At 67.6% G+C, this 21,683-nt stretch carries 24 protein-coding genes; 13 read left to right on the forward strand and 11 right to left on the reverse strand.

All coding sequences use genetic code 11. The features are described from left to right. Positions 1-56: 56 nt before the first annotated feature. The 5 genes from MRBLWH10_RS17780 (at position 57) to MRBLWH10_RS17800 (ending at position 3,767) form a co-directional block, all read left to right on the forward strand. On the forward strand, positions 57-1,388 hold the full coding sequence (locus MRBLWH10_RS17780) for an extracellular solute-binding protein (protein WP_341940948.1): 1,332 nt from the start codon (positions 57-59) through the stop codon (positions 1,386-1,388). 386 nt (positions 1,389-1,774) lie between these two features. Beyond that, positions 1,775-2,011 (forward strand): 50S ribosomal protein L28, encoded by a 237-nt coding sequence (rpmB, locus tag MRBLWH10_RS17785; protein WP_017203559.1) that lies wholly within the window; start codon positions 1,775-1,777, stop codon positions 2,009-2,011. Continuing rightward, positions 2,011-2,181, forward strand: a complete 171-nt coding sequence (rpmG, locus tag MRBLWH10_RS17790; protein WP_017203558.1) for a 50S ribosomal protein L33 — start codon at positions 2,011-2,013, stop codon at positions 2,179-2,181. The genes rpmB and rpmG overlap by 1 nt, the downstream gene beginning before the upstream one ends. A gap of 3 nt (positions 2,182-2,184) precedes the next feature. Then, positions 2,185-2,490, forward strand: coding sequence for a 30S ribosomal protein S14 (rpsN, locus tag MRBLWH10_RS17795; RefSeq protein ID WP_017829734.1), 306 nt, complete (start codon positions 2,185-2,187; stop codon positions 2,488-2,490). 452 nt (positions 2,491-2,942) lie between these two features. After that, a complete protein-coding gene (locus MRBLWH10_RS17800; RefSeq protein ID WP_341940949.1) occupies positions 2,943-3,767 on the forward strand; it encodes a DUF559 domain-containing protein in 825 nt (274 codons plus the stop codon). A gap of 187 nt (positions 3,768-3,954) precedes the next feature. On the opposite strand, the gene MRBLWH10_RS17805 is transcribed toward MRBLWH10_RS17800, so the two are convergent. Beyond that, a complete protein-coding gene (locus MRBLWH10_RS17805) occupies positions 3,955-4,770 on the reverse strand; it encodes an alpha/beta hydrolase (RefSeq protein ID WP_341940950.1) in 816 nt (271 codons plus the stop codon). 135 nt (positions 4,771-4,905) lie between these two features. Between MRBLWH10_RS17805 and MRBLWH10_RS17810 the strand changes: the two genes are divergently transcribed. From MRBLWH10_RS17810 to MRBLWH10_RS17820, 3 genes are all read left to right on the forward strand, one after another. Next, on the forward strand, positions 4,906-5,487 hold the full coding sequence (locus tag MRBLWH10_RS17810) for a TetR/AcrR family transcriptional regulator (RefSeq protein WP_105677500.1): 582 nt from the start codon (positions 4,906-4,908) through the stop codon (positions 5,485-5,487). Between the two features lie 216 nt (positions 5,488-5,703). Further along, positions 5,704-5,991, forward strand: coding sequence for an HU family DNA-binding protein (locus tag MRBLWH10_RS17815; protein WP_050724056.1), 288 nt, complete (start codon positions 5,704-5,706; stop codon positions 5,989-5,991). Between the two features lie 208 nt (positions 5,992-6,199). Beyond that, positions 6,200-8,107 (forward strand): cytochrome c oxidase assembly protein, encoded by a 1,908-nt coding sequence (locus MRBLWH10_RS17820; RefSeq protein WP_105677505.1) that lies wholly within the window; start codon positions 6,200-6,202, stop codon positions 8,105-8,107. Between the two features lie 218 nt (positions 8,108-8,325). Here the strand turns inward: MRBLWH10_RS17820 and MRBLWH10_RS17825 are convergent, their stop codons facing one another. Next, positions 8,326-9,399, reverse strand: coding sequence for a hypothetical protein (locus MRBLWH10_RS17825; protein WP_341940951.1), 1,074 nt, complete (start codon positions 9,397-9,399; stop codon positions 8,326-8,328). 112 nt (positions 9,400-9,511) lie between these two features. On the opposite strand from MRBLWH10_RS17825, the gene MRBLWH10_RS17830 reads away from it, so the two are divergent. Further along, a complete protein-coding gene (locus MRBLWH10_RS17830) occupies positions 9,512-10,906 on the forward strand; it encodes an AAA family ATPase (RefSeq protein WP_105677497.1) in 1,395 nt (464 codons plus the stop codon). A gap of 220 nt (positions 10,907-11,126) precedes the next feature. Here MRBLWH10_RS17830 and MRBLWH10_RS17835 read toward each other — a convergent pair whose 3' ends face one another. Together MRBLWH10_RS17835 and MRBLWH10_RS17840 are read right to left on the reverse strand one after the other, a co-directional pair. Further along, entirely contained in the window at positions 11,127-11,774 is a 648-nt protein-coding gene (locus tag MRBLWH10_RS17835) for a biliverdin-producing heme oxygenase (RefSeq protein WP_105677032.1), read from the reverse strand. A gap of 55 nt (positions 11,775-11,829) precedes the next feature. Continuing rightward, positions 11,830-12,144, reverse strand: a complete 315-nt coding sequence (locus MRBLWH10_RS17840; protein WP_341940952.1) for a DUF2470 domain-containing protein — start codon at positions 12,142-12,144, stop codon at positions 11,830-11,832. Positions 12,145-12,231: 87 nt separating this feature from the next. Here MRBLWH10_RS17840 and MRBLWH10_RS17845 point away from each other — a divergent pair, with 87 nt between their 5' ends. The 4 genes from MRBLWH10_RS17845 (at position 12,232) to MRBLWH10_RS17860 (ending at position 16,331) form a co-directional block, all read left to right on the forward strand. Beyond that, positions 12,232-13,515 (forward strand): serine hydrolase domain-containing protein, encoded by a 1,284-nt coding sequence (locus MRBLWH10_RS17845; RefSeq protein WP_341940953.1) that lies wholly within the window; start codon positions 12,232-12,234, stop codon positions 13,513-13,515. Positions 13,516-13,533: 18 nt separating this feature from the next. Beyond that, positions 13,534-14,550, forward strand: coding sequence for a magnesium/cobalt transporter CorA (gene corA, locus MRBLWH10_RS17850; RefSeq protein WP_341940955.1), 1,017 nt, complete (start codon positions 13,534-13,536; stop codon positions 14,548-14,550). Between the two features lie 174 nt (positions 14,551-14,724). Beyond that, positions 14,725-15,369, forward strand: coding sequence for an aquaporin (locus tag MRBLWH10_RS17855; protein ID WP_105677039.1), 645 nt, complete (start codon positions 14,725-14,727; stop codon positions 15,367-15,369). Between the two features lie 290 nt (positions 15,370-15,659). Beyond that, complete coding sequence (locus MRBLWH10_RS17860) at positions 15,660-16,331, forward strand: GPP34 family phosphoprotein (RefSeq protein ID WP_341940957.1); 672 nt, start codon at positions 15,660-15,662, stop codon at positions 16,329-16,331. A gap of 8 nt (positions 16,332-16,339) precedes the next feature. Here the strand turns inward: MRBLWH10_RS17860 and MRBLWH10_RS17865 are convergent, their stop codons facing one another. The 7 genes from MRBLWH10_RS17865 to MRBLWH10_RS17895 all read right to left on the reverse strand — a co-directional run bounded on the left by MRBLWH10_RS17865 (position 16,340) and on the right by MRBLWH10_RS17895 (position 21,678). Further along, complete coding sequence (locus tag MRBLWH10_RS17865) at positions 16,340-16,762, reverse strand: hypothetical protein (RefSeq protein ID WP_341940958.1); 423 nt, start codon at positions 16,760-16,762, stop codon at positions 16,340-16,342. Between the two features lie 73 nt (positions 16,763-16,835). Next, entirely contained in the window at positions 16,836-17,465 is a 630-nt protein-coding gene (locus MRBLWH10_RS17870; protein ID WP_341940959.1) for a GTP cyclohydrolase I, read from the reverse strand. Beyond that, positions 17,455-18,156 (reverse strand): 7-carboxy-7-deazaguanine synthase QueE, encoded by a 702-nt coding sequence (locus tag MRBLWH10_RS17875; protein WP_341940960.1) that lies wholly within the window; start codon positions 18,154-18,156, stop codon positions 17,455-17,457. The genes MRBLWH10_RS17870 and MRBLWH10_RS17875 overlap by 11 nt, the downstream gene beginning before the upstream one ends. Next, entirely contained in the window at positions 18,153-18,530 is a 378-nt protein-coding gene (locus MRBLWH10_RS17880; protein WP_341940961.1) for a 6-carboxytetrahydropterin synthase, read from the reverse strand. The genes MRBLWH10_RS17875 and MRBLWH10_RS17880 overlap by 4 nt, the downstream gene beginning before the upstream one ends. Further along, positions 18,527-19,210 carry a 7-cyano-7-deazaguanine synthase QueC gene (gene queC / locus MRBLWH10_RS17885; protein WP_341942609.1) on the reverse strand — a complete coding sequence of 228 codons (684 nt, stop codon included), beginning with the start codon at positions 19,208-19,210 and terminating at the stop codon, positions 18,527-18,529. Before queC ends, MRBLWH10_RS17880 begins: the two co-directional genes overlap by 4 nt. Before the next feature lie 35 nt (positions 19,211-19,245). Then, positions 19,246-20,511: an MFS transporter gene (locus MRBLWH10_RS17890; RefSeq protein ID WP_341940962.1), complete on the reverse strand. Its 1,266-nt coding sequence runs from the start codon at positions 20,509-20,511 to the stop codon at positions 19,246-19,248. A gap of 3 nt (positions 20,512-20,514) precedes the next feature. Continuing rightward, entirely contained in the window at positions 20,515-21,678 is a 1,164-nt protein-coding gene (locus MRBLWH10_RS17895; RefSeq protein ID WP_341940963.1) for a pitrilysin family protein, read from the reverse strand. Positions 21,679-21,683: the final 5 nt, after the last annotated feature.

A 21,683-nucleotide genomic window follows, 5' to 3' on the forward strand; every position in this document is an offset into this window, starting at 1 on the left:
GCGGACCCGCCGCCCGGCATCGCACCACCACCCTCGCATTCACGAAAGGACAAGAAATGCAGCATTCGAAGAAGAAGGCGGCCGCCGTCGTCACGATCGCGGCGTTCGCGCTCACCGGCTGCTCCGCAGGCGGCGGAGACGGAACCTCGAGCGGCGACGGCGCCGCGTCGTGCACGCCCGCAGGCGGAGACGTGACCCTGGAGTTCACGACCTGGGTCCCCGGGATGGAAGACGTCGTCGCCATCTGGAACAAGGAGAACCCTGACATTCAGGTGAAGGTGCAGACCGGCCCCAACGGCAACGGCGGCACGTACCAGAACTTCTTCAACCAGATCAAGGCGGGAGACGCACCAGACCTCGGCCAGATCGAGTACGACGCCCTGCCGAACTTCCTGGTGCAGGACGGCGTCGAGGACCTCAGCGCGTGCAAGGACGTCGTGGCGGCGGAGGGCGACTTCGTCGACTGGGCGTGGGGACAGGTGACGCTCGGCACCGACGGCATCTACGGCGTGCCGCAGGACACCGGACCTATGGCGCTGTTCTACCGCGCCGACCTGTTCGAGCAGAACGGCATCGCGATCCCGACCACCTGGGACGAGTACCGCACCGCCGCCGAGAAGATCCGCGCGCTGGGCGGGTACATCACCAACTTCTCGCAGTCCGACATCAACCAGTTCGCGGGCTTCGCCTGGCAGGCGGGCGCCCAGTGGTTCTCGAGCGACGACGCGGGCTGGGACGTCACGCTGACCGATGACGCCACCACCACGGTCGCCGACTTCTGGCAGGGCATGATCGACGACGACCTGGTCGCCACCGTTCCGGCCTGGACCGACGAGTGGAACAACGCGTACAACTCGGGTCAGGTGTGGACGTGGAACTCCGCCGTGTGGGGCGCCAACTCCATCTCCAGCGGAGCCCCCGACACCGCGGGCGACTGGGCCGTCGCCCCGCTCCCGCAGTGGAAGGCCGGCGACAGCGCCGCCGGCAACTGGGGCGGATCGTCCACCGCCGTCCTCAAGGGCAGCGACCACCTCTACGAGGCGACGAAGTTCGCACTGTGGCTGAACACCTCGGACGAGGCGATCACCGCGCTCGCAGAGGCGGCCAACCTGTATCCCGCCACCACGGCGGGCCTGAAGCTGCCCGTGTACGCCGACGGCGTGGACTTCTACGGCGGTCAGAAGATCTACGACGTCTTCGCGGATGCCGCCGTGCAGGTCTCGCCCGACTTCGCGTGGGGCCCGACCATGACGCAGACCTACGCCGACGTCTCCGACGGGTTCAAGGCCGCCGTGTCCGGTGACGGCACGCTGGGCGATGCGCTGAAGAAGGGGCAGGAGAAGACCATCGACGCCCTGAAGGCGGCGTCGATCCCCGTCACGGAGTAGCACTGTCCTGAGGCCCGCCCGCTCGCGGGCGGGCCTCTCGCGTGTCCGTCGCGTGAACTCTCGCGTGCCTCCCGCGTGAGGGGTCGCAGAGTGCGGGGTCGAGCCATCGGCATCCGGCAGTTGCTGGCCTCTCGCGTGGAGCGTGGGGCGTGGGGCGTGGGGCGTGGGGCGTGGGGCGTGGGGCGTGGGGCGTGGGGCGTGGGGCGTGGGGCGTGGGGCGTGGGGCGTGGGGCGTGCTAAACTGTCTCCTTGTCTGCGCACACTCCTGTGCGCAGTTCGTGTGCTTCCCCCTTCTGCGGCCGAGGAATCGGCGGGTGGAGGGTTGCGCGCAGACAAGGGATCTTGGGTGAGGCCGTCCGGTCTCACGGTATAGAAGGAGTCACATCATGGCAGCAGTGTGCCAGGTGACTGGAGCTGTTCCCGGCTTCGGTCACAACGTCTCGCACTCGCACCGCCGGACGAAGCGCCGCTTCGACCCGAACGTGCAGAAGAAGACCTATTTCGTTCCGTCGCTCGGTCGTAAGATCACGCTCAACGTGTCCGCCAAGGGCATCAAGGTGATCGACGTCCGCGGCATCGAGAACGTGGTCAAGGACCTCCAGGCGAAGGGTGTGAAGCTCTAATGGCCAAGAAGGCTCAGGACGTCCGTCCGATCATCAAGCTGCGTTCGACCGCTGGCACGGGTTACACCTATGTCACCAAGAAGAACCGCCGCAACACCCCCGACCGCCTCGTGCTCAAGAAGTACGACCCGGTCATCCGTCAGCACGTCGAATTCCGAGAGGAGCGTTGATCAATGGCTAAGAAGAGCAAGATCGCTCGCAACGAGCAGCGCAAGGTCATCGTCGAGCGTTACGCAGAGCGTCGCGCAGAGCTGAAGAAGACCCTGGTCGACCCGAACGCCACCGACGAGGCCCGCGAGGCCGCACGCGTCGGCCTGCAGAAGCTGCCGCGCAACGCGTCGCCGGCTCGCGTGCGTTCGCGCGACGTCATCGACGGCCGCCCCCGCGGTGTCCTCACGAAGTTCGGCATCTCGCGTGTCCGCTTCCGTGACATGGCACACCGTGGCGAGCTGCCCGGCGTGACCAAGTCCAGCTGGTAAGTCTCAGCAGACCGTCGAAAGGGGCGGGGATCTTCGGATCCCCGCCCCTTTCGCGTACCCCCGGCGCCTGCGCCTGCATCTTGCATCCAGCCCCCGCGCCGAGCATCCCTGCTCCTGCCTCCTTGCCCCCGCGCCCCGCGCCCCGCGCCCCGCGTCCCGCGCCCCGCGCCCCGCGTCCCGCGCCCCGCGTCCCGCGCCCCGCGTCCCGCGCCCCGCGCCCCGCGTCCCGCGCCCCGCGTCCCTCCCCGGCCGACCCCTCGCGTGCTGGGGAGGAGTTCTCACGCTCGGGCTGAGGAATCCGGCAGAATCCTCAGCCCGAACGTGAGATCTCCTCCCGTCGTGCGAATCGCAGTCTTCCTCCACAGAGCCGGAAGTCCGGCATCTGTCCCCAGATCGTGGGTTCGGCGCCCAGCGAGGCCAGCACGGATGCCGCAGATGGGCATGATCGACGAATGGATCCGGTCGCCGCACTCATGAAACGCGACGGCGTCGCGCGTGTCGAGACTCTCCGCCGCGACGGCGTCGCGGTGTATGCCCTGCGTCGCGCTCGTGAGCGCGGCGAGATCGTCTCGGTGCGACGCGGCTGGGTGGCCATGACGGATGCCGATCCGCTGCTCGTCGCGGCAGCCCGTCGTGGCGTGGTGCTCAGCTGTGTGACGCTCGCCGCGCGCAAGGGGCTGTGGGTCCTCGACTCCTCCGAGCCGCACGTGGCGGCGCCGCCCACTGCGGGCCACGTGAAGACGATGCGTGGGGTGATCCACTGGAGTGTTCCGCTCGTTCCCCGCGACGTCGAGACCTGCGAGGACTCGATGGAGAACGCGCTGGTCCTCATCTCCCGCTGTCAGCCCTACGAGAGCGCCCTCGCCACGTGGGAGTCGGCTCTACGCGCGCGGGTGGTCGATCCCGGCATCCTGGAGCGCTCACCGCTCCCGCCGTCAGCGAGGCGTCTGCTCGCCGACGCCCGGCCGTTCGCGGATGCCGGCACCGAGACGATCTTCCGCACGCGACTGCGGTGGCTGGACATCCCGATCACACCGCAGGTGTGGATACTCGGGCATCGAGTCGACTTCCTCCTCGGCGACCGACTCGTCATCCAGATCGACGGAGGTCATCACGTCGGAGCGCAACGCGCAAGCGACATCGCCCACGACGCCCTGCTGAAGCTCCACGGGTACCACGTCATCCGCATCGGATACGACCAGCTCCTGAACCGCTGGGCCGAGGTGCAGCGGATGATTCTCGCCGCGATCGGTCAGCGCCTGCACCTCGCAGCCTGAGCGGGCCCCCTCCGGCGATGCCCCGCGGCGCTCCTTCGCATGCTGAACGCACTCACGGGAGGAGTTCTCACGCTCGGGCTGAGGAATCCGGCAGAATCCTCAGCCCGAGCGTGAGATCTCCTCCCGTCGTGCGATCCACGCAGCGCCCCGGAAACCTGCCCTGACCTGCCCTGCCCTGCCCTGCCCGTCACGCGGCGTGCGACACGGCCCAGTCGAGGGCGTCGTCGGCGATCTCCTCCCAGCCGTCCTGGCTGACGAGTCGGTGCGTGCGTCCCGCGTACTCCCGGTACTCGACGACGGCGGGGCTGCCCGACGAGTGGTACTTCTTGACGAGAGCGCGCCCGATGGCCGGCGGCACGACGTGGTCGATCTCGCCGGTGATGACGAGCAGCGGGGCGCGGTCGGCGCGGGCGTAGTCGACGTGGGTGACGCCGCCCTTCTCGTTGAAGACCGAGCCGACTCCCTCGAAGAACACGCGGTTGTACGAGTTCACGGCGTACTCCTCCCACAGGGCGTCGGATGCCGTCCGCGAGAGGTCGTTGCCGAAGGTGAAGTGGAAGTGCCGCTTCGACAGCGGCTTGGCGCCGTTGATGCCGAAGGGGTTGGAGAGGATCGGGGTTCCCGTCCACAGCGTGGAGAGGGGGAGCGCGACGACGCCTGCCGTCTGTCCGGGGGCGACGCCGACGTAGGCGGCCCCGACGCCACGGTCGGCGAGCATCTGGGTGATGACCCCGCCGAAGGAGTGACCCATGATGATCGGCTTCACTGAGAGCGCGCGGATGATGCCCTCGTAGTGGTCGACGATCTTCTTCAGTCCGATGCCCTTCAGCGCGGAGGGGTCGCGCCGGATGTCTGCGACCGTGCGATCGTCGATGCCGGGCCACCCGGGGACGATCACCTCGTGTCCCCGTGCGCGGAACCGCTCCGCCCAGGTGTCCCAGCTCTTCGGCGTCATCCACAGGCCGTGGATCAGGACGATCGGCGTCTTCTCGGTGGTGCTCATGTCTTCTTCTCCTGGCTCGGGTCCCTCGCCTGCTGCGGGGGCTATGCTGATAGTAGACCGAACGTTCTATCTACTGCAATCTATTCCCGATGTCGAGAAGTCGCCCGACGGATGCGACGATGAGGGAGGACCATCATGAACACCACTCCGAAGCGCCCGAGCCCCGCCCGCACCCGACTCATCGATGCGGCGACCCATCTCTTCTACGAGGAGGGCATCCATGCGGTCGGCGTCGACCGGATCATCGACGAGGCCCAGGTCACCAGAGCAACGCTCTACAAGCAGTTCGGCGGCAAGGAGAATCTCGTGCTCGCCTACCTGCGCAATGAGGACGAGCTGCTCAGGGGGATGTTCGCCGACGCGGGCGCCGCGGTGTCCGACCCCGACGAGCTGCTCGAGGCGGTGATCGCCGGCATCGCCGCCGACATCCGAGACCGCCACACCCGCGGGTGCCCGTTCATCAACGCGGCCGCCGAGTACCCGGATGCCGACGGCGCGGTGCGCGCGCTCATCGCCGAGCATCGGGAGTGGTTCCGCTCGACGCTGCAGAGCGTGGCGGAGGGGGCGGCGCTGGAGCGCCCGGCGGATGCCGCGGCATCCCTCGTCCTGCTGCGCGATGCGGCCCTGGTCGGAGGCTACCTCGATGGCGATGAACGCGTGAATCCGGCGTTCGAGCGCACGGCGCGGTCGGTCATCGCGGCTCACCGAGCCCGCTGAGCGTCGTGGCCGTCACTGTTCGGGGTGCGGTTCCGCCCCTCGAATCTGTGACTGAAGTGACAAATGTGACGCGACACGCCCTGAAAATGACCAAAACCCGCGAAATGACGCGGAAATGTCGGCTGTCGTTGATACATTCAAGGCGGTCACTCGACCAGGAGCATCCGCTCCGACTCACACAACGATGCGACGGGATCCTCGTCGCTGGAGGATGACATGGCTGACAAGTCCATCACCAAGACCGAGCTCGTCGCGAGCATCGCTTCCGCCACCGGCCAGAGCCAGGCCACCGTCTCGGGTGTCCTCGACGCGCTGTTCTCCTCGGTCTCCGACGCTGTTGCCAAGGGCAGCAAGGTCTCGATCCCGGGCTGGATCTCGTTCGAGCAGGTCGCGACCGCCGCTCGTACGGGCCGCAACCCGCAGACCGGCGCCGAGATCAAGATCCCGGCCGGCAAGCGCGTCAAGGTGACCGCTGGTTCCAAGCTCAAGGCAGCCGTCAAGTAAGACCGCTTCCTCACCGAAGGCCGCCGCCCCGCTCGGGGTGGCGGCCTTCGTGCGTCGGAGCCCCGCGCCGGTCGGGATGCCGCGCCGCGCGGCTTAGGCTGGAGGGGTGACTTCCCGCGCCGTGCAGCCCCCGACACTGTCGGCGTACCGTCTCGGCGGGGTCGGGCTGCTCCTCGCCGCGGGCGTCATCGCGGTGACCATCGCCCTCATGTACGGCGGGGGCGCTGAGCCTCTGCTCATCCGTGACCCGGGTCCGTTCGTGCGGTGGGCGCTCCCGCTGGTCAAGCTCGTCATGAACGTCGCGGCGGCGGCGATGCTCGGCTCCCTCGTCCTCGCGCTCTTCGCGCTGCGCAGCGGTGAGAAGTCCTTCGATACGGCGCTGAACATCTCCTCGATCGGCGCAGCCGTCTTCACGGTCACGGCGGGTATCACCGGCTTCCTCTCATTCATGAACGCCTTCGCGCCGAAGCTCAGCGCCGATGCGCAGTTCGGGGCGCAGCTCGGGAAGTTCCTCCTCGAGACCTCCCTCGGACAGTCCTGGCTGATCACGACCATCGTCGGTTCCGTCATCACGGTGCTCGCCTTCGCGTGGCGATCGTGGACGGCCACTCTGATCACGGCGCTACTGGCTGCGGCATCCTTCCTCCCGCTCGCGACCCAGGGGCACTCGGGCGATCTCGCCGGCCACAACATGGCGGTGAACTCGATCCTGCTGCACACCGTCGGCGCGGCGGTGTGGCTGGGCGGTCTGCTGCTGGTCATCCTGCTCCGCGGCCGGGGCGATGTTCCCGTCGCCGATCTGGTGCGGCGCTACTCGACCCTCGCGATCGCGGCGTTCGCGGTCGTCGCCGTCTCGGGCGTCACCCGGTCGATCGTCGCGCTCGGCGACTGGAGCGCGCTGTGGACGCCGTACGGCGGCATCCTGCTCGCCAAGGTCGTGCTGCTGTGCGCCATGGGCCTGCTCGGCGCCTGGTACCGGGTGCGGCTGATCCCCAAGCTCGAGGGTCCGCGTGCCGCCGGCTGGTTCTGGATGCTCGTGATGTGCGAGATCGCGCTGATGGGGCTCGCCTCAGGAGCGGCGGCCGCACTGGCGCGCACGCCTCCGCCGGTGGGAGACGAGGCGCCCTTCGTGCGCACGCCCGCGCAGAACCTTACCGGCTCCGAGCTTCCGCCCGAGTTCACCATCGACCGCTGGTTCACGCAGTGGGACATCGACATCCTGTGGCTGGTGGCCGCCGGGTTCGGGCTCTTCTTCTACCTCGCGGGCGTGCGTCGTCTGCGCCTGCGCGGCGACCGCTGGCCGATCCACCGGACGGTGTTCTGGGTGCTGGGTCTGCTGATGCTGGTCTGGGTCACCGGCGGTCCGATCAACGCGTATCAGGAGTACCTGTTCAGCGTGCACATGCTCGGACACATGATGCTGTCCATGGCGATCCCCCTGCTGCTCGTCGCCGGTGCTCCGGTCACGCTGGCGCTGCGCGCGATCCACAAGCGCGACGACGGCACCCGCGGCGGTCGCGAGTGGATCATGTGGGCCGTGCACTCGCCGTTCGCCCGCGTCGTGACCCACCCGTTCGTCGCGGCGGCGATCTTCATCCTGTCGCTGTGGGCGTTCTACTTCACCGATCTGGTGCGCTGGTCGATGTACGAACACCTGGGCCACGAGTGGATGACGATCCACTTCCTGATCTCGGGCTACCTCTTCGTGATGAGCCTGATCGGCGCCGATCCGGTGCCGTACCGCCTGCCGTACCCCGGACGCCTGATCACCCTGATCGCCGTCATGGCCATGCACGCGTTCTTCGGCATCGCCATGATGATGCAGGAGGGCCTGATCGTCGCCGACTGGTTCGGTTCGATGGGCCGCGCCTGGGGCCCAGACCCGATGCAGGATCAGTACATCGGCGGCGGCATCGCCTGGTCGATCGGCGAGATCCCCACGCTGATCCTCGCGATCACGGTCGCGATCCAGTGGAGCCGCAGCGACACCAAGCTGCAGAAGCGGCGCGATCGGCACGCGGACCGCACGGGGGATGCCGAACTCGAGGAGTACAACGCCAAGCTCGCCGCTCTCGCCGACCGCGACCGGCGTCAGGCCGAGCGCGAGGCCCGCTAGACCCTGAGCTTTCCGGCTCCTCGGCGTGCCGGCATCGCCTGTTCGGGAGGAGAACTCGCGTTCGGGAGGAGGTTCGGGCTGAGATCCTCAGCCCGAACGGGATATCTCCTCCCGAACGGCGGGGCCGAACTCAGGCACCGAGCACGAGAACCCGAACGCGAATCGCGGGAGTGCGGAGCGGATGCGCGGACTCGGAGGTCGCTCCTCCGAGGGCGGGATCACTCCTGCGGAACCTCGCCGGGGGAGCCGACGCGGATCGACGCCGACCCGTCGGGGAGGATCGTGATGGTCCCGTTGACCTGGAACGGGACGTCTTCGGAGACCTCCTCCACGCTCCCGTCGAACAGCGACTTGATGCCGACGTCGACGTGGGCGACGGCATCCGTCGGCGGGATCTGCCACTGACCTCCGTCGGGCACGACGGTGATCTTCGGCTGCGTCGCGATCGACCACACCGGCAGGGAGGAGAGGCGGTTGCGCACCTCGAGCCCGAACGGGCATGCGGTCGGCTGCAGCACCTGCTGGGTGGTGCACTCGGTGAGGAACTCCTCGACGCGCTGCTGCACGACGCCGATGAACTCGTCGGTCGGCGTCGTCTGCACGGAGACGGGGGTCGTGGCCAGCGGGGAGTCGGCGAGCACGCCCACGCCCTTCGAGGTGGAGATGGCCGTGTCGACCGTGATCGAGTAGAGCCCCGGAGTGAAGACGAGCATCGGCAGCGGATCCAGGGGTCGGGCTTCCGCCCCCGCGGCGGAGATCTGCCGACGGTCGACCTCGAACCCGTTGACCGCGTACTGGTCGGCGCCGCTCAGCGTGAGGTCGACGACGGCCAGGGGACTCGTCGCGAACCGCCAGTTCGGGGTGACTCCGGCCCACCCGTCCTGTGTCACCAGGAAGGTCGTCTTGCCCTCGTGCCCACCAGCCCGGTACGACACCGTGACGGCGGTGCCGTCGTCATCTGCCGGCTTCTCCGACACGACCTCGACATTCGTGAGGGCGGCGAGGGCGGTGGGCCGGAGCATCGCCTCCGAGGGCGTGCCGGTGATGCCGGCCTTCTCCAGCGTCGCGCGATCGAGGGCGACCCCGGGGACGTGCAGAGCATCGGCCGCCCGACCGCTGGAGAGGAGATCGAGATAGCGCACGACGAAAGCGGACGGACCGTAGTACGACGTGTAGAGCACGGATGCTCCCGCCCCGATGGCGGCGAGCAGCATCGCGCCGACCAGGGCCAGCAGCGCCAGGTCGACGCCGAGACGGGATCGCCGAGGCGTCGTCGTCTCCACCTGATCCATGCCGTCAGTCTAGAAGCGCGTCCTGAGACGACGCCGAGCGTGACGCCGTGAGGCGCGCGCGGGCACGTAGCATGGTGAGCGCCAGCATCCGTTCTTCTGCCGTGAGTGAGCCGTGTCCCTACCCGCCCTGTCCGAGGAGCAGCAAGAGCTGTTCCAGCTCATCGAGGACACCGGCGAGCACGTGTTCATCACCGGTCGCGCCGGCACCGGAAAGTCCACGCTGCTGCAGTACTTCGCGTGGAACACGAAGAAGCAGATCGCGATCTGCGCGCCCACCGGAGTCGCGGCGCTCAACGTCGAGGGGCAGACGATCCACTCGCTGTTCCGGCTGCCGATCGGTCTGATCGGCGACTCCGACATCGACCAGAACGACAACACGCGCCGCATCCTCAATGCCATCGAGACGCTCGTGATCGACGAGATCTCGATGGTCAACGCCGACCTGATGGATGCCATCGACCGGTCACTGCGTCAGGCGCGCGGACGCCGAGGCGAGCCGTTCGGCGGCGTGCAGGTCGTCATGTTCGGCGACCCGTACCAGCTCGCCCCCGTGCCCCCGCGCGGCGACGAGGCCCGCTACGTGCAGGATCACTACCGCTCGTTCTGGTTCTTCGACGCCAAGGTCTGGGCCGGCGGATCCGGCGGCATCGGGTCGTCCGACCAGCAGGGGCTCTTCGAGGTCGACACCCGCGCCGAACTGCACGTGCGAGAACTGGTGCAGATCCACCGCCAGTCCGACGACGGCTTCAAGGCGATGCTGAACGCCGTGCGCTACGGACGGGTGACCGCCGAGATCGCGGGAGTGCTCAACGCCCAGGGCGCACGCACACCCCCCGACCCCGAGCCGGGGGAGGTGCCGATGATCACCCTCGCCACGCGCAACGACATCGTGAACAGCATCAACAGCCGGCACCTCGCCGCGCTGCCCGGCAAGGAGCAGACGGCCCGCGCCGAGGTCAGCGGAGACTTCGGACGCGGCGAGGCGGCGCTCCCCGCGGAGTCGGAGCTGAAGCTCAAGGTCGGCGCTCAGGTCATGTTCCTGCGCAACGACACCGCGATGTCGGGAGAGCCGCCGCGGTGGGTGAACGGCACGATCGGCACCGTCATCCGCATCCTCGGTGAGAAGGTGCGCGTCGAGATCGACGGCGAGGAGGTCGACGTCGAACCCGCCGTCTGGGAACGGTTCCGGTACTCGTACGAGCCGACGACGAAGAAGCTCACGCGCGACGTCGTGGCCGAGTTCACGCAGTTCCCGCTCCGGCTCGCGTGGGCGGTGACGATCCACAAGTCGCAGGGCAAGACCTACGACCGGGCGATCATCGACCTCGGCTCCGGGGCGTTCGCGCCGGGGCAGACCTACGTCGCGCTGAGCCGGCTCACGTCCCTCGAGGGGCTGTATCTGTCGCGGGACCTGCGTCCGCGTGACATCAGGGTCGATGAGGACGTGCGACGCTTCATGCGCGAGGCGTGGGAGGCGCGGTCGACGCCGGAGCTGCCGAGAGCCTGAGCGCACCGCCCCGGTCGTTGAGCGACGCTTCGACTCGCTTCGCTCGCTCAGCGCGAGTCTCCGCGAGACGAAACGCCCCATCGGACGCGTGGCGGCAGTCGTGCGTTCCTCGCCGCGTTTCGTCTCGGTCGCTGCGCTCCCTCGCTCAACGGCCGGGTGGGTCGTCGAGCGAGCGTGCCTTTCCGGTCGTTGAGCGAGCGGAGCGAGACGAAACGAGCCGTCAGGCGGCGGCGCGCGCCCTGTCGAGGTCTTCGAAGAGCTCGGTGTTGAAGCGGTAGGCGAGCAGCACCTCGTCGATCACGCGCTCGCGCTCGGCCTCGTCCCACGGGGCGGAGTCGAGCTGCTCGCGGTAGACGTCCTTGAACGCCGACGGGTCTGCGATGTCGTCGAACAGGTAGAAGCCGATGCCGTTGGTCTCGAACCCGAAACGGCGGGCCATCACGCGGCCGATGAAGATGCCGCCCGACAGGTCGCCGAGGTAGCGCGTGTAGTGGTGGGCGACGAAGCCGCCGGCCCACGTCGCACCGACCTGGCGGATGCGGTCGACGTAGCGCTGCGTGGTCGGCAGCGCCGTGATCCGCTCGCGCCAGTCGGCGCCGATCAGGAACTCCAGGTCGGCCTCGAGGGCGGGCAGGCGCGTGAGCTTGTCGCTGAGGAAGACGGAGGCGATGGGGTCCTGGCGCATCCGCTCACCCGCGCTCTCCAGAGCCTCGTAGATGAAGTAGTGCTGCGCGACGAGGGAGATGTAGTCCTCGCGCGACCCTTCGCCCTTCAGCAGGTCGGACATGAAGCCCGCGCCCTCGCTCTGGGAGTGCGATCCGGACGAGCGCTCGCGGAGGGCGGCGGAGAAGGAGAGGATCTCGGACATGCGTCCAGTGTAAGGGTTGCCTTACCCGTCCGCCATGTCCAAGGCGAACGCCGCCTCAGGCGTGCGGGCGGGGCTCGACGCCGAGCCGCTCGCAGGCGAGGTCGTAGAGCGCCACGACCTCGCGGCGGACCGCTGGTCGCTCGGTGATCGGTCGACCAGGCCAGGGGACGCGGAGCTCGGATGCCTCACCGTCGCGCGTGATCGACCACAGGCCGCCGTCCCCGTCGAACCCGGTCATGACGGCATCCGTGATCTCGCCCCGGCCTTCGGGTGCGAAGGCTCGGGCGATGAGCAGGTTGTCGTCCACGTGGTCGCCGTTCATGTGGCGGAGAACGGCGGAGACGATGTCGGCGTCGAAGGCGAAGGTCACGAATCCACCCTAAGCGCCCGTACAGTGCGGGTTCTCAGCATCCGCGTTCTAGACTCGGGGAACACGTCTTCCGGGGGTCTTTTCCACATGCAGCTTCTCTCGTCGCGCCGGGTGCGCGCAGCCGTCGCGAGCGTCGTGGTGCTCGGGCTCTTCCTGACCGGGTGCACTGCAGACAAGACGTTCACGTACACGCCCCCTGAGCAGGTCGACGGCAGCCTTCCCGACGACACGGTCGCGGCGATGCAGGATGCCGTGTCGAACGCGCTCACGGCCTCCGGCGCCTCCGGGGCCGTCGTGGGCGTCTGGGTGCCCTGGAGCGGCACCTGGGTGACCGGCCTCGGAACGCAGGAACCCGGAGCGGGCGCGGAGATCAGCACCGACATGTCCTTCCGCATCGGAGACGTGACGCGACTCATGACGTGCGACGTGCTGTACGCGCTCGCCGACGACGACGTGCTCAAGCTCGATGCGCCGGTGACGGACTACGTCTCCGGTGTCGCGGGCCTCCAGGACATCACCCTCCTCGATCTCTGCAACGGCACGAGCGGACTCGGCTCCTCCGAGCCGACGGTGAAGTCCGCCTGGCTCAACACCCCGGGCCGCGAGTGGGCTCCGCTCGAGCTCGCCTCGTACGGGCTCGGCCAGGCGCGTACCCCCGCGCACACCGCATACCGCGACTCGGATGCCGGCTATCTTCTTCTCGGCCTCGCGCTCGAGCGCGCATCGAGCCTCAGCGCGTCGGAGCTGATCGCCAAGTACGTCACCACCCCGCTCGGCCTGAGCGGCACGTCCCTTCCCGCCGCGCCCGCGGCCGCACCGTCGACGGGGCCGGTCATGAACGGCCACTACCTGTCTGCGGTCGAAGGCGGCTACAACTGCGCGGCTCCCGTCGACATCACGAAGCTGTCGTCCAGCGCCGGGTTCACCGACTCGGGCGTCGTGTCGACCATCGAGGACCTCGGGCGCTATGTGCAGGCCGAGGCGGCGCAGAAGCTGCGGACCAAGAAGAAGCCCGAGCGCTTCAGCGCGCCGCTGCCCGCCTACGACGGTGCTCCCTCGTGGCTGCAGGCGACGGGCGGCGGCAACCTCGTGGGCTCCATGATCGGCCAGCAGGGATGGACTCCCGGCTATGCCACCGCCGCGTACTCCGACCCGGCGACCGGCTTCACCGTCGCGGTCGTGCTGAACGACTCGACGGGTAGCGGAATCTTCGCCTCGTACCTGGCGTGGGAGCTCGCGGCGATCGCCTCCAAGGCTCCTGCGGCGTCGGGCCAGACGGCCCCCGAGTTCGGTCTGCCGTTCACGGCTGAGCAGTACCACCAGGCGATCACGGATGCCGCGCTCGTCTGCGTCGAGCAGCCGGCCGCCTAGCACCGGAGCGGGGCCGCGATGACGATCATCGACAACGCGATCTACGTCGACGGGGTGCGCTCCGAGAACCCGAAGAGCCTCAGCGAGACGTTCGAGCGGATGCGGGAACGCGGCGGCATGGGCTGGATCGGCCTGTATCGGCCCAGCGAGGAGGAGATCCGCGCCGTCGCCGACGAGTTCGGCATCCACGCCCTGGTGGTCGAGGACGCCCTCGCCGGACATCAGCGCTCGAAGCTGGAGCGGTACGGCGACATCCTCTTCATGGTGCTGCGCCCCGCGCGCTACCTCGACGACGTCGAGGAGGTCGAGTTCGGCGAGGTGCACATCATCCTCGGTCCCGATTTCGTCGTCACGATCCGGCACGCCGAGTCGCCGGACCTCGGGCGGGTGCGCCGCCGGCTCGAAGGCGACCCCGCTCTGCTGAAGCACGGACCCGAGGCGGTGCTCTATGCGATCCTCGACGAGGTGGTCGACGAGTACGCCCCCGTGCTCGCCGGACTCGAGAACGACATCGACGAGATCGAGAGCCAGCTGTTCGTCGAGGACTCCGACGCGACCCAGCGCATCTACGAGCTGAGCCGAGAGGTCATCGACTTCCAGCGCGCGACGCAGCCGCTGGCGGGGATGCTGGAGGGGCTGCTGCGCGGCTCGGAGAAGTACGCGGTCGACGAGGAGCTGCAGACCTATCTGCGCGACGTGCTCGACCATGCTCTGCGGATCGCCGACAGGGCCACCACCTTCCGCACGCTGCTCGACAACGCGCTCACCGTGGAGTCGACGATCGTGGCCCGTCGTCAGAACGCGGAGATGCAGCGGATGACGGAGCTGAGCATCCGCCAGAACGACGAGGTCAAGAAGATCTCGGGCTGGGCGGCGATCCTGTTCGCGCCCACGCTCGTCGCCGGGGTCTACGGCATGAACTTCCACAACATGCCGGAGCTGAGCTGGGTGTTCGGCTACCCGATGGCGATCGGGTTGATGATCGCGATGGGCTACGGACTGTACTTCGTGTTCAAGAAGAAGGGGTGGCTGTAGGCCCTCCGACGCACGCTCGGCGTGTTCAGCCTATTCACAGGATCGCCGCGCGGCATCCTCTCCCTTCGGTGGACGACCCGATATTCTCGGTGACGCTATGGAGGGTGCGTCGGCCGGAGTGCGCGGGCGGTCGAAGTGCTCACCGCATTCCAATCTCAAGAAAAGAGCACTCTCATGACCGGGACAGCACGCAAGGCGCTCGCTGAAGCGATCGCCACATTCCTCTTCGTCCTCAGCATCATCGGCGCGGTGAACAGCGGCAGCCCGCTGACGCCGCTCGCGATCGGCCTCGCCCTCGCGGTCCTCGTCTTCTCGACGGGCCACATCTCGGGCGCGCACCTGAACCCGGCCGTGTCGGTCGGCGTCTTCCTGCGCGGTGGACTCAGCGCCGGCGACCTCGTCGCGTACATCGTGGCGCAGTTCGTCGGTGGCGCTGCCGCCGCCCTCGTCAGCTTCGCCGTGTGGCCGGCCGCCGAGAAGGCCGTCGAGATCGAGGTCGGCCCCGCTTTCCTCGTCGAGGCGCTCTTCACCCTCGCCCTCGTCTGGGTCGTCCTGAACGTCGCGACGTCGAAGGACACCGACGGAAACTCCTTCTACGGTCTCGCGATCGGTGGCACCGTCTTCGTCGGCGCCGTCGCGGTCGGCGGCATCTCGGGCGGCGGCTTCAATCCCGCCGTCGCGCTCGGCCTGTCGATCAGCGGCCAGTTCGCATGGAGCAACCTGTGGCTCTACATCGTGGCCCCGATCGTCGGCGCCGCGATCGCCGCGGTCCTGTTCCGCGTGCTCAACAGCGACGACGCCAAGAAGATCGGCGCCTGACCTCAGCTGCACCCGAATGCCGCGCCCTCCCCGAGGGCGCGGCATTCCTGCGTTCGGGGTGCGTGTGGGGCGGGTGCGTGGCGCTGGGCATCCGTTCGGGACGAGTTCGCGCGTTCGGGAGGAGTTCGCGCGTTCGGGAGGAGCTTTCCGCGGCATCCGTCCTCCCGAACGTGAGATCTCCTCCCGAACGTGAGTTCTCCTCCCGGGCATGAGCGGGGTGCCCGAGGCGTGTCGCGGAGTCCTCCTCGAGGGGGATGCCGGAGGCGGCGGGTGGGCTCTAGCCTGAGGCCATGCTGATCGTCGAGGAGCTCCACCTGCTGCTGCTGCGCCCGGACGGGCGGGTCGAGAGTGCGGTGAGCGTGCACCGCCTGTACGGGGAGATCGCCGCCGTCATCGTGGATCTCGCGCTGCACGGACGCGTCAGGATCGCCGAAGGCAAGAACCCGGTGCTGGAGATCGTGTCCGCCGAGCCCACGGGCAACCCGGTGCTGGACGTCGCTCTCGCGAAGCTCGTTCCGCTGCACGGCAAGAAGGTGCAGTCGCTCGTGATGCGCTCCGGCCTCGATCCGCTCGAGTCCGTCGTCGAGTCGCTGGTCGTGCAGGGCGTGCTCGTGCGCGGTGAGCGCGGCTTCTTCGGCTGGGGCTCGGAGCGCACGCCCGAGTCCGATCCGGGGCCGGAGCGACTGCTCCGCTCGCGCTTGGCCGCGGTCCTGGCGGGTCACGTCCCGCCGACCGCCGCCGACCAGGCCCTGCTCTCCATCCTGCAGGGGCTGGGGGCGGCCCATGCTCTCCTGCGCGAGGAGTCCGCCGGAATGTCGGCCGGTGAGCTGAAGAAGAGGATCGGGGCGCTCGCGGAGGATTCGGCCGCCGGAGACGCCGTCGCGAAAGCGGTGAGCACCGCGGTGAGCGCCGCGCTCATGGCGGCGATGACGCCGGTCATCGTGGCGGCGACCATCACCTGAGGTTCGGTTCAGCCGCCCTGGCGCGTGTACGTCCCGCGCATGAGCGGGGCGGGCTCGGCATCCGGTGGCGCAGCCGTGTCGAGCTCGATCGCAAGACGTTCGCCGTCTCGGCGCAGCCGCATGATCGTGCGCCCGCGCGCGGAGCGTCGGTCGAGCACGAGCTCGTCGCCCTCCCACGCGGCCGTGCCCGGGGTCTCCGGCACGAAACCGTAGGAGTCGAACCACCAGAAGCCGGCGGAGGAGATCACGGCGTGGGCGATGAGGTGACCGGCATCCTGGATCTCCACGTAGTCGAGGAGGATGCCGTCGGGTCCCGGCTCGACCGTGAGTGCTCCTCGCGCCGAACCGGCTGCGGTCCATGCGGTGGCGAAGAGCTCTTCGTCGCCCGACCAATCGCCGAGCAGGGACGTGTATCGCTGGTCAGGGGCCATGTGAAGAGCGTACTGACCTGACGTGTGGAAGATGCGAGGTGCCTCAGGGGGTCGTCGGACGTCGTGGACCGGCTCACAGATGTCTGCGGTGCTCCTCCATGATCTGAAGGACGTCTGGATGCCCGCTGCTCCAGTCACCGCTCAGCGCGAGAGTCGTGGTGACGGAGTTCGGCTCGTCGATCCCCCGCAGAGTCATGCAGCCGTGGCTCGCTGTCAGGGCGACAGCGGCGCCGACGGGTCGCAGCTCTCGGTCTATGGTCGCTGCGGTGTCCCGGCCGAGCGACTCTTGGACCTGCAAGCGCGCGGCATAGATACGTAGCAGTCGGACGAGCTTCGAAAGGCCTACGACTTCGCCACGCTCAGCATCCGGTCGATACGCGACAGTGGCGACGCCTTCGATTGGCAGAAGATGATGCGCGCACGTCGAGGAGAACCGAACGCCGGAGACGACCACCAGCCCCGGGTCTCCTTCTACCGGGAAGCGGGTTTCAAGCACGCGGGCGGGTTCTTCTCCGTACCCCGCTGTGCGGCGGACCCAGGCGCGGACGACCCGTTCCGGAGTATCAGCGGTGTGGGCTCCCTCGTCGAGGTTCATCGCGGACATGAACGACCTGATGGCCTCCGTCGCAGCGGTCAGGTCGATCCCTCTCGTGTTCATATCCGCGGCCGTACCCCTCGCTTCGATCATCGGTTCAATGGCCACGTTCTTCTCCCCAAGCCAATACATGCAGCCGGTGCGTCACGTTGACGCCCGCCTCAATCGCCCACGCGCAGACATCCGGCCAGCGGCGGTCGAGCGTCGCAGTGTCGACTCCTTCGGGCATCACCCAAATTCGTTGCCGGTTCCACCCTGACGAGGCGGCTATCGCGGACGCCTCGATCACATCGTCCCGGGTCTCTACGACGATCTTCAGGTGTGCGTTCGATCTCGATGCCACATCGCTCCAGCCGTTCGCTAGGGCCGGAGTCATCCGGCCCTTCTGCGCGTGGGCGTGCGCGAGCTTCGGCGACACGACGAATAGATCAACGAGGCCTTCGACTTCAGGGGTCGGTACTATCGTGCCGTTGGTCTCGATGTGCACCTGCGTTCCGCGGTCTCGGATCATGCGCAGCAGCGCCGGGAACGCAGCCCGTTCCTGATACAGCAGCGGTTCACCGCCGGTGACGACGCAGATGGGCGCGCTAGGCAGACGATCCATGATCGTAGGCACCTCCATTCCGGTGATCTGTTCCCGGAGGTCGAATCGAGAGCCGTCCCACGTATATGCGGAGTCGCACCAGGTGCAGGCGAGGTTGCACCCGCCCAGCCGAACGAAGGAACTTAGTTGCCCGGAAGCGGGCCCTTCCCCCTGGATGGTTGGCCCGAAGACTTCGACGATGGGCAGTTCGTTCACGCCAGCACCACCGTGGCCCAGGTCTTCGGCGTCTCAGAAACCGAGACGCTCACCTCCTCGATGTTTTCGCGTCCAGGGACGAGGATCATCTCGCCGGCACGTCTGGCGATGAACATCGCCAGACGTTCGGCGGTGGGGTTGGTGTCGATGACCGCGTTGAGATCTCGGTGGTCGAGTGTCGTATCGATCCAGGTCTTCACCGGGGCGAGGTCGCCGTAGTCGATCACGAACCCGGGCTCCACGACGGTGCCACGGACCGTGATGCGCACAACATAGTTGTGCCCATGCAGGCGAGCGCACTGGTGCTCTTCAGGCAGGCCGCTCAGGCGGTGGGATGCGGAGAACTCGAAGTCCTTGCTGATGGACGCCTTCATGATTGCTCCGCCGTTTCATAGACGGTCGGGTCTTCCACGCCCGCGAGGATGAACGATGCGCGTCGCTCCGCGCAGGTTCCGCATTCACCGCAATGCTCGTCGCCGCCTTCGTAGCAGGACCACGTCAGCTCGAATGGGGCGCCAAGAGACGAGCCCATACTCACGATGTCCGCCTTGCTCATGCTGACGAACGGAGCGCGAATCGTCACCGCTCCGTCGGTGCCCAAGTGCGCTGTCTGGGAAGCTGAGACGATGAACTCCGGACGGCAGTCCGCGTAGAGCGCATGATCGCCAGAATGTACTGCGGTCCACACCTCCGCGACGTCGTTCGCTTGTGCGATGCCGACCGCTGCCATCAGGAATGTGGCGTTTCTGTTGGGGACGACGGTGACCGCCATGTTCTCGGCGTCGTAGTCTCCATGCGGAACGGCGATGCTCTCATCGGTGAGCGCCGAGCCCCGTAACGAGCGTCCCCAGGATCGCAAATCGATGACGACGTGCGGAACGCCGTATCGCTCGGACACTGCGCGTGCCGCCGCCAGCTCTCGGACGTGCCTCTGACCGTAGTCGACCGAGATAGTGAGAGCCGGTTCGTGCTCACGAGCGGCCACCGCCAGTGCGGTCGTCGAATCGAGTCCTCCTGACAGGAGTATGGCGACGCGAGTCATTTTCATCCTCATTTCCGTGTTCGTGGACAACAGGTTCAGGTGGCGGCTCAGGGCGCCTCGCCGGCATCCTCCGGCACCGGTCGGTCCTCTTCGTGATCTTCTTCGCCGGGGCCCGGCAGGAAGCGGTTCGCGACGGGGATCCAGGTGAGCATCATGACCAGCAACACCGCGCCGATAGCGATGACTGTCAGGGCGGGGCTCGCGTCTGCTCCCCAGCCGATCAGCGGGTTGACGACGATTCCGACAATGCTCCCGACCGAACTCGCGACGTTGAGAACGGTGGCTCGCCGCGCGCGAGGGATCACGCGGTTGGCAACCGCCATCGTGATGGGACCCCGAGCATTCATACCCAGGACCACGAGCACGAATCCGAAGACGACGGCCACCGGGTGCGGTGTGGCCATCAGAAAGAAACCTCCTGCCCCGTAGCCCATTGCGAAGAGCAGCGCATACTTGCGGCCGATCCGCTTCTCGATCGAGCCGGCGAAGTGGTTGTAGCCGGCCGCGCACAGCTGGGCGAGGGCGCCGATCACTCCCCAGAGTGCGACGGGTATCTGAGTTCCCTCGAAGAGCGGCTGGTTGAGGGTGAAGGCAGAGTTGAACAGCACGAACGAGGCACTGGACGCTACCGCGACGTAGAGCAGAATCGGGGAGGTGAACAGCAGACGGATGCCGATGCCGAGGGCGGCGAACGCGGTCTCGGCATCGGCATCCGCGTCCTGCACTGGCCTCTGCGAAGGGATGAAGAATGCGACAACAGCCGCGGCGGCGGCGGTGATGGCGGCGGCGAGCGCTGGCCAGGAGATATCGATCGACGCGAGGTAGCCTCCGATGATCGCGCCGATGACTCCGGAGATCAGTTGAAGCGCACTGAGATGGCCCCACACTCCCACTGACTGAGAGTCCGCGTCCTCGCCCATCGAATCGTAGATGTACGCGTCCTGCGCGCCGGTGAGCATTGCGATACCGAAGCCGCTGACCATGAAGGACATCGCGAACATGAAGAACGTCGTCCCCCCGGCGAAGAGGATCTCCGCGATCGCGTGCAGGACGAAGCCGCTCATGATGACCCAGCGGCGATCGATGCGGTCGGAGATCAACCCCGCAGGCACCTCTGCGACGAGGATGCTGGCGACGAGGATGCTCTCAAGAAGAAAGATGTCCCCGAGCGACAGACCTCGCCCCTGAAGGAAGAGGGCGCTCACTGGGACGTAGAAGCCCAGACCCGCGATCATAGTGGCGAGCGCGATCGGCGCAAGCGCACGGTTTCTCCACACGAGCGCAGCGGGCGGGGTACTCGGCGTTGTCATCATGGTTCAACTCGCATCCAGGACGGTGACGTGGCGGTCAGCGAATCGCGAGCGCAGCAGACCGAGGTCGGCCGGATCGATGCGTCGGCGTTCGACTCGGGGGGTCAGAGACGTCGAAGCGCCGTCGAGCAGGCGGCGGCCGAGCCAGTTCGCACGCATCCGTGTCGACTCGAAGCCGATCGCGAGCGAGCCTTCGAGTGAGAGCGTGGCCTTCTCCACCGCGGTCGAATCGTTTAGGTCCTCATCCCAGGCCTTCTCCAGTGACGACTCGATCCTCCGTATCGTGTTCTCCACCGACGCCGGTGCGCACGATGCGTAGGCGGACCAGACGGCACAATCCGAGAAGACGGAACGGTAGGTGTGGCATGAATAGGCTCCCTCGGAACCTTCGAATGCTCGCTGAAGCACTCCATTGACGCTCCCACCGACGAGGCGATTCATCACCGCGAGCGGCAGATCGTCCGCGGGTGTCCTATCGGGAAGCAACCACGTCACGAGCACGTGGCTTCGGGGCGATCTGGAGCGGTGGTGCGCTGAGGTGGCTTGAGCGCGGGGAGGGATGAGACCGATGGCGGGATGATCCGGCACCTGTTCCGGCATGTCCAGACTGCCGAGCGCATCACGCGCCTCAGCGGGATCGACACCGCCGGATACGACGAAAAAGCTCTTGCTGCGTGACTGGCGCCGGTGTTCACGTGCGGCGTCTTCGACAGAAAGGTCTCGGATATCCTGCGTTCTTCCCCGGGCAGGATAAGCCAACGGGTGATCACCGAGGAGGCTGGACAGCGCCAGATCGTGGATGTGGGTGGCCGGGTCGCCGTGAGCCTGTTCGATCTCGTCTACGATCCTCGTCTTCTGGAGCTCGACGGCTTCGGATGTGAAGTCAGGAACGGCGAACCCCTGCTGGAGGAGACCGAGCACGTGCTTCCAGCGCCTGGCAGGAACGGTGGCCGCGTACAGCGTGTACTCCGGGGTGGTCACGGCCTCGGCGCGACCACCCTGCGTATCCGCCTCCATGAGCAGGCTGGAGCCTTCGCGGGTCCGGGTACTGGATACGAGATGCTCGACGAGATGTGCGCTTCCTCTCGCCTGTGGCGCTTCATTCCTGCTACCCGATGCCACCCAGAGCGATACCGTGACGGACTCCAGGTGCGGAAGAGGGTCCACCATCACAG

The organism is Microbacterium sp. LWH10-1.2, from assembly GCF_038397765.1.
Taxonomy (GTDB): domain Bacteria; phylum Actinomycetota; class Actinomycetes; order Actinomycetales; family Microbacteriaceae; genus Microbacterium; species Microbacterium natoriense.

What these genes read in the sequence shown, in the direction of transcription:
- MRBLWH10_RS17780 (WP_341940948.1), top strand. Translation starts at nt 57, where the DNA reads ATGCAGCATTCGAAGAAGAAGGCGGCCGCCGTCGTCACGATCGCGGCG.
- rpmB (WP_017203559.1), top strand. Translation starts at nt 1,775, where the DNA reads ATGGCAGCAGTGTGCCAGGTGACTGGAGCTGTTCCCGGCTTCGGTCAC.
- rpmG (WP_017203558.1), top strand. Translation starts at nt 2,011, where the DNA reads ATGGCCAAGAAGGCTCAGGACGTCCGTCCGATCATCAAGCTGCGTTCG.
- rpsN (WP_017829734.1), top strand. Translation starts at nt 2,185, where the DNA reads ATGGCTAAGAAGAGCAAGATCGCTCGCAACGAGCAGCGCAAGGTCATC.
- MRBLWH10_RS17800 (WP_341940949.1), top strand. Translation starts at nt 2,943, where the DNA reads ATGGATCCGGTCGCCGCACTCATGAAACGCGACGGCGTCGCGCGTGTC.
- MRBLWH10_RS17805 (WP_341940950.1), bottom strand. Translation starts at nt 4,770, where the DNA reads ATGAGCACCACCGAGAAGACGCCGATCGTCCTGATCCACGGCCTGTGG.
- MRBLWH10_RS17810 (WP_105677500.1), top strand. Translation starts at nt 4,906, where the DNA reads ATGAACACCACTCCGAAGCGCCCGAGCCCCGCCCGCACCCGACTCATC.
- MRBLWH10_RS17815 (WP_050724056.1), top strand. Translation starts at nt 5,704, where the DNA reads ATGGCTGACAAGTCCATCACCAAGACCGAGCTCGTCGCGAGCATCGCT.
- MRBLWH10_RS17820 (WP_105677505.1), top strand. Translation starts at nt 6,200, where the DNA reads ATGTACGGCGGGGGCGCTGAGCCTCTGCTCATCCGTGACCCGGGTCCG.
- MRBLWH10_RS17825 (WP_341940951.1), bottom strand. Translation starts at nt 9,399, where the DNA reads ATGGATCAGGTGGAGACGACGACGCCTCGGCGATCCCGTCTCGGCGTC.
- MRBLWH10_RS17835 (WP_105677032.1), bottom strand. Translation starts at nt 11,774, where the DNA reads ATGTCCGAGATCCTCTCCTTCTCCGCCGCCCTCCGCGAGCGCTCGTCC.
- MRBLWH10_RS17845 (WP_341940953.1), top strand. Translation starts at nt 12,232, where the DNA reads ATGCAGCTTCTCTCGTCGCGCCGGGTGCGCGCAGCCGTCGCGAGCGTC.
- corA (WP_341940955.1), top strand. Translation starts at nt 13,534, where the DNA reads ATGACGATCATCGACAACGCGATCTACGTCGACGGGGTGCGCTCCGAG.
- MRBLWH10_RS17855 (WP_105677039.1), top strand. Translation starts at nt 14,725, where the DNA reads ATGACCGGGACAGCACGCAAGGCGCTCGCTGAAGCGATCGCCACATTC.
- MRBLWH10_RS17860 (WP_341940957.1), top strand. Translation starts at nt 15,660, where the DNA reads ATGCTGATCGTCGAGGAGCTCCACCTGCTGCTGCTGCGCCCGGACGGG.
- MRBLWH10_RS17865 (WP_341940958.1), bottom strand. Translation starts at nt 16,762, where the DNA reads ATGGCCCCTGACCAGCGATACACGTCCCTGCTCGGCGATTGGTCGGGC.
- MRBLWH10_RS17880 (WP_341940961.1), bottom strand. Translation starts at nt 18,530, where the DNA reads ATGAAGGCGTCCATCAGCAAGGACTTCGAGTTCTCCGCATCCCACCGC.
- queC (WP_341942609.1), bottom strand. Translation starts at nt 19,210, where the DNA reads ATGAGGATGAAAATGACTCGCGTCGCCATACTCCTGTCAGGAGGACTC.
- MRBLWH10_RS17890 (WP_341940962.1), bottom strand. Translation starts at nt 20,511, where the DNA reads ATGATGACAACGCCGAGTACCCCGCCCGCTGCGCTCGTGTGGAGAAAC.
- MRBLWH10_RS17895 (WP_341940963.1), bottom strand. Translation starts at nt 21,678, where the DNA reads ATGGTGGACCCTCTTCCGCACCTGGAGTCCGTCACGGTATCGCTCTGG.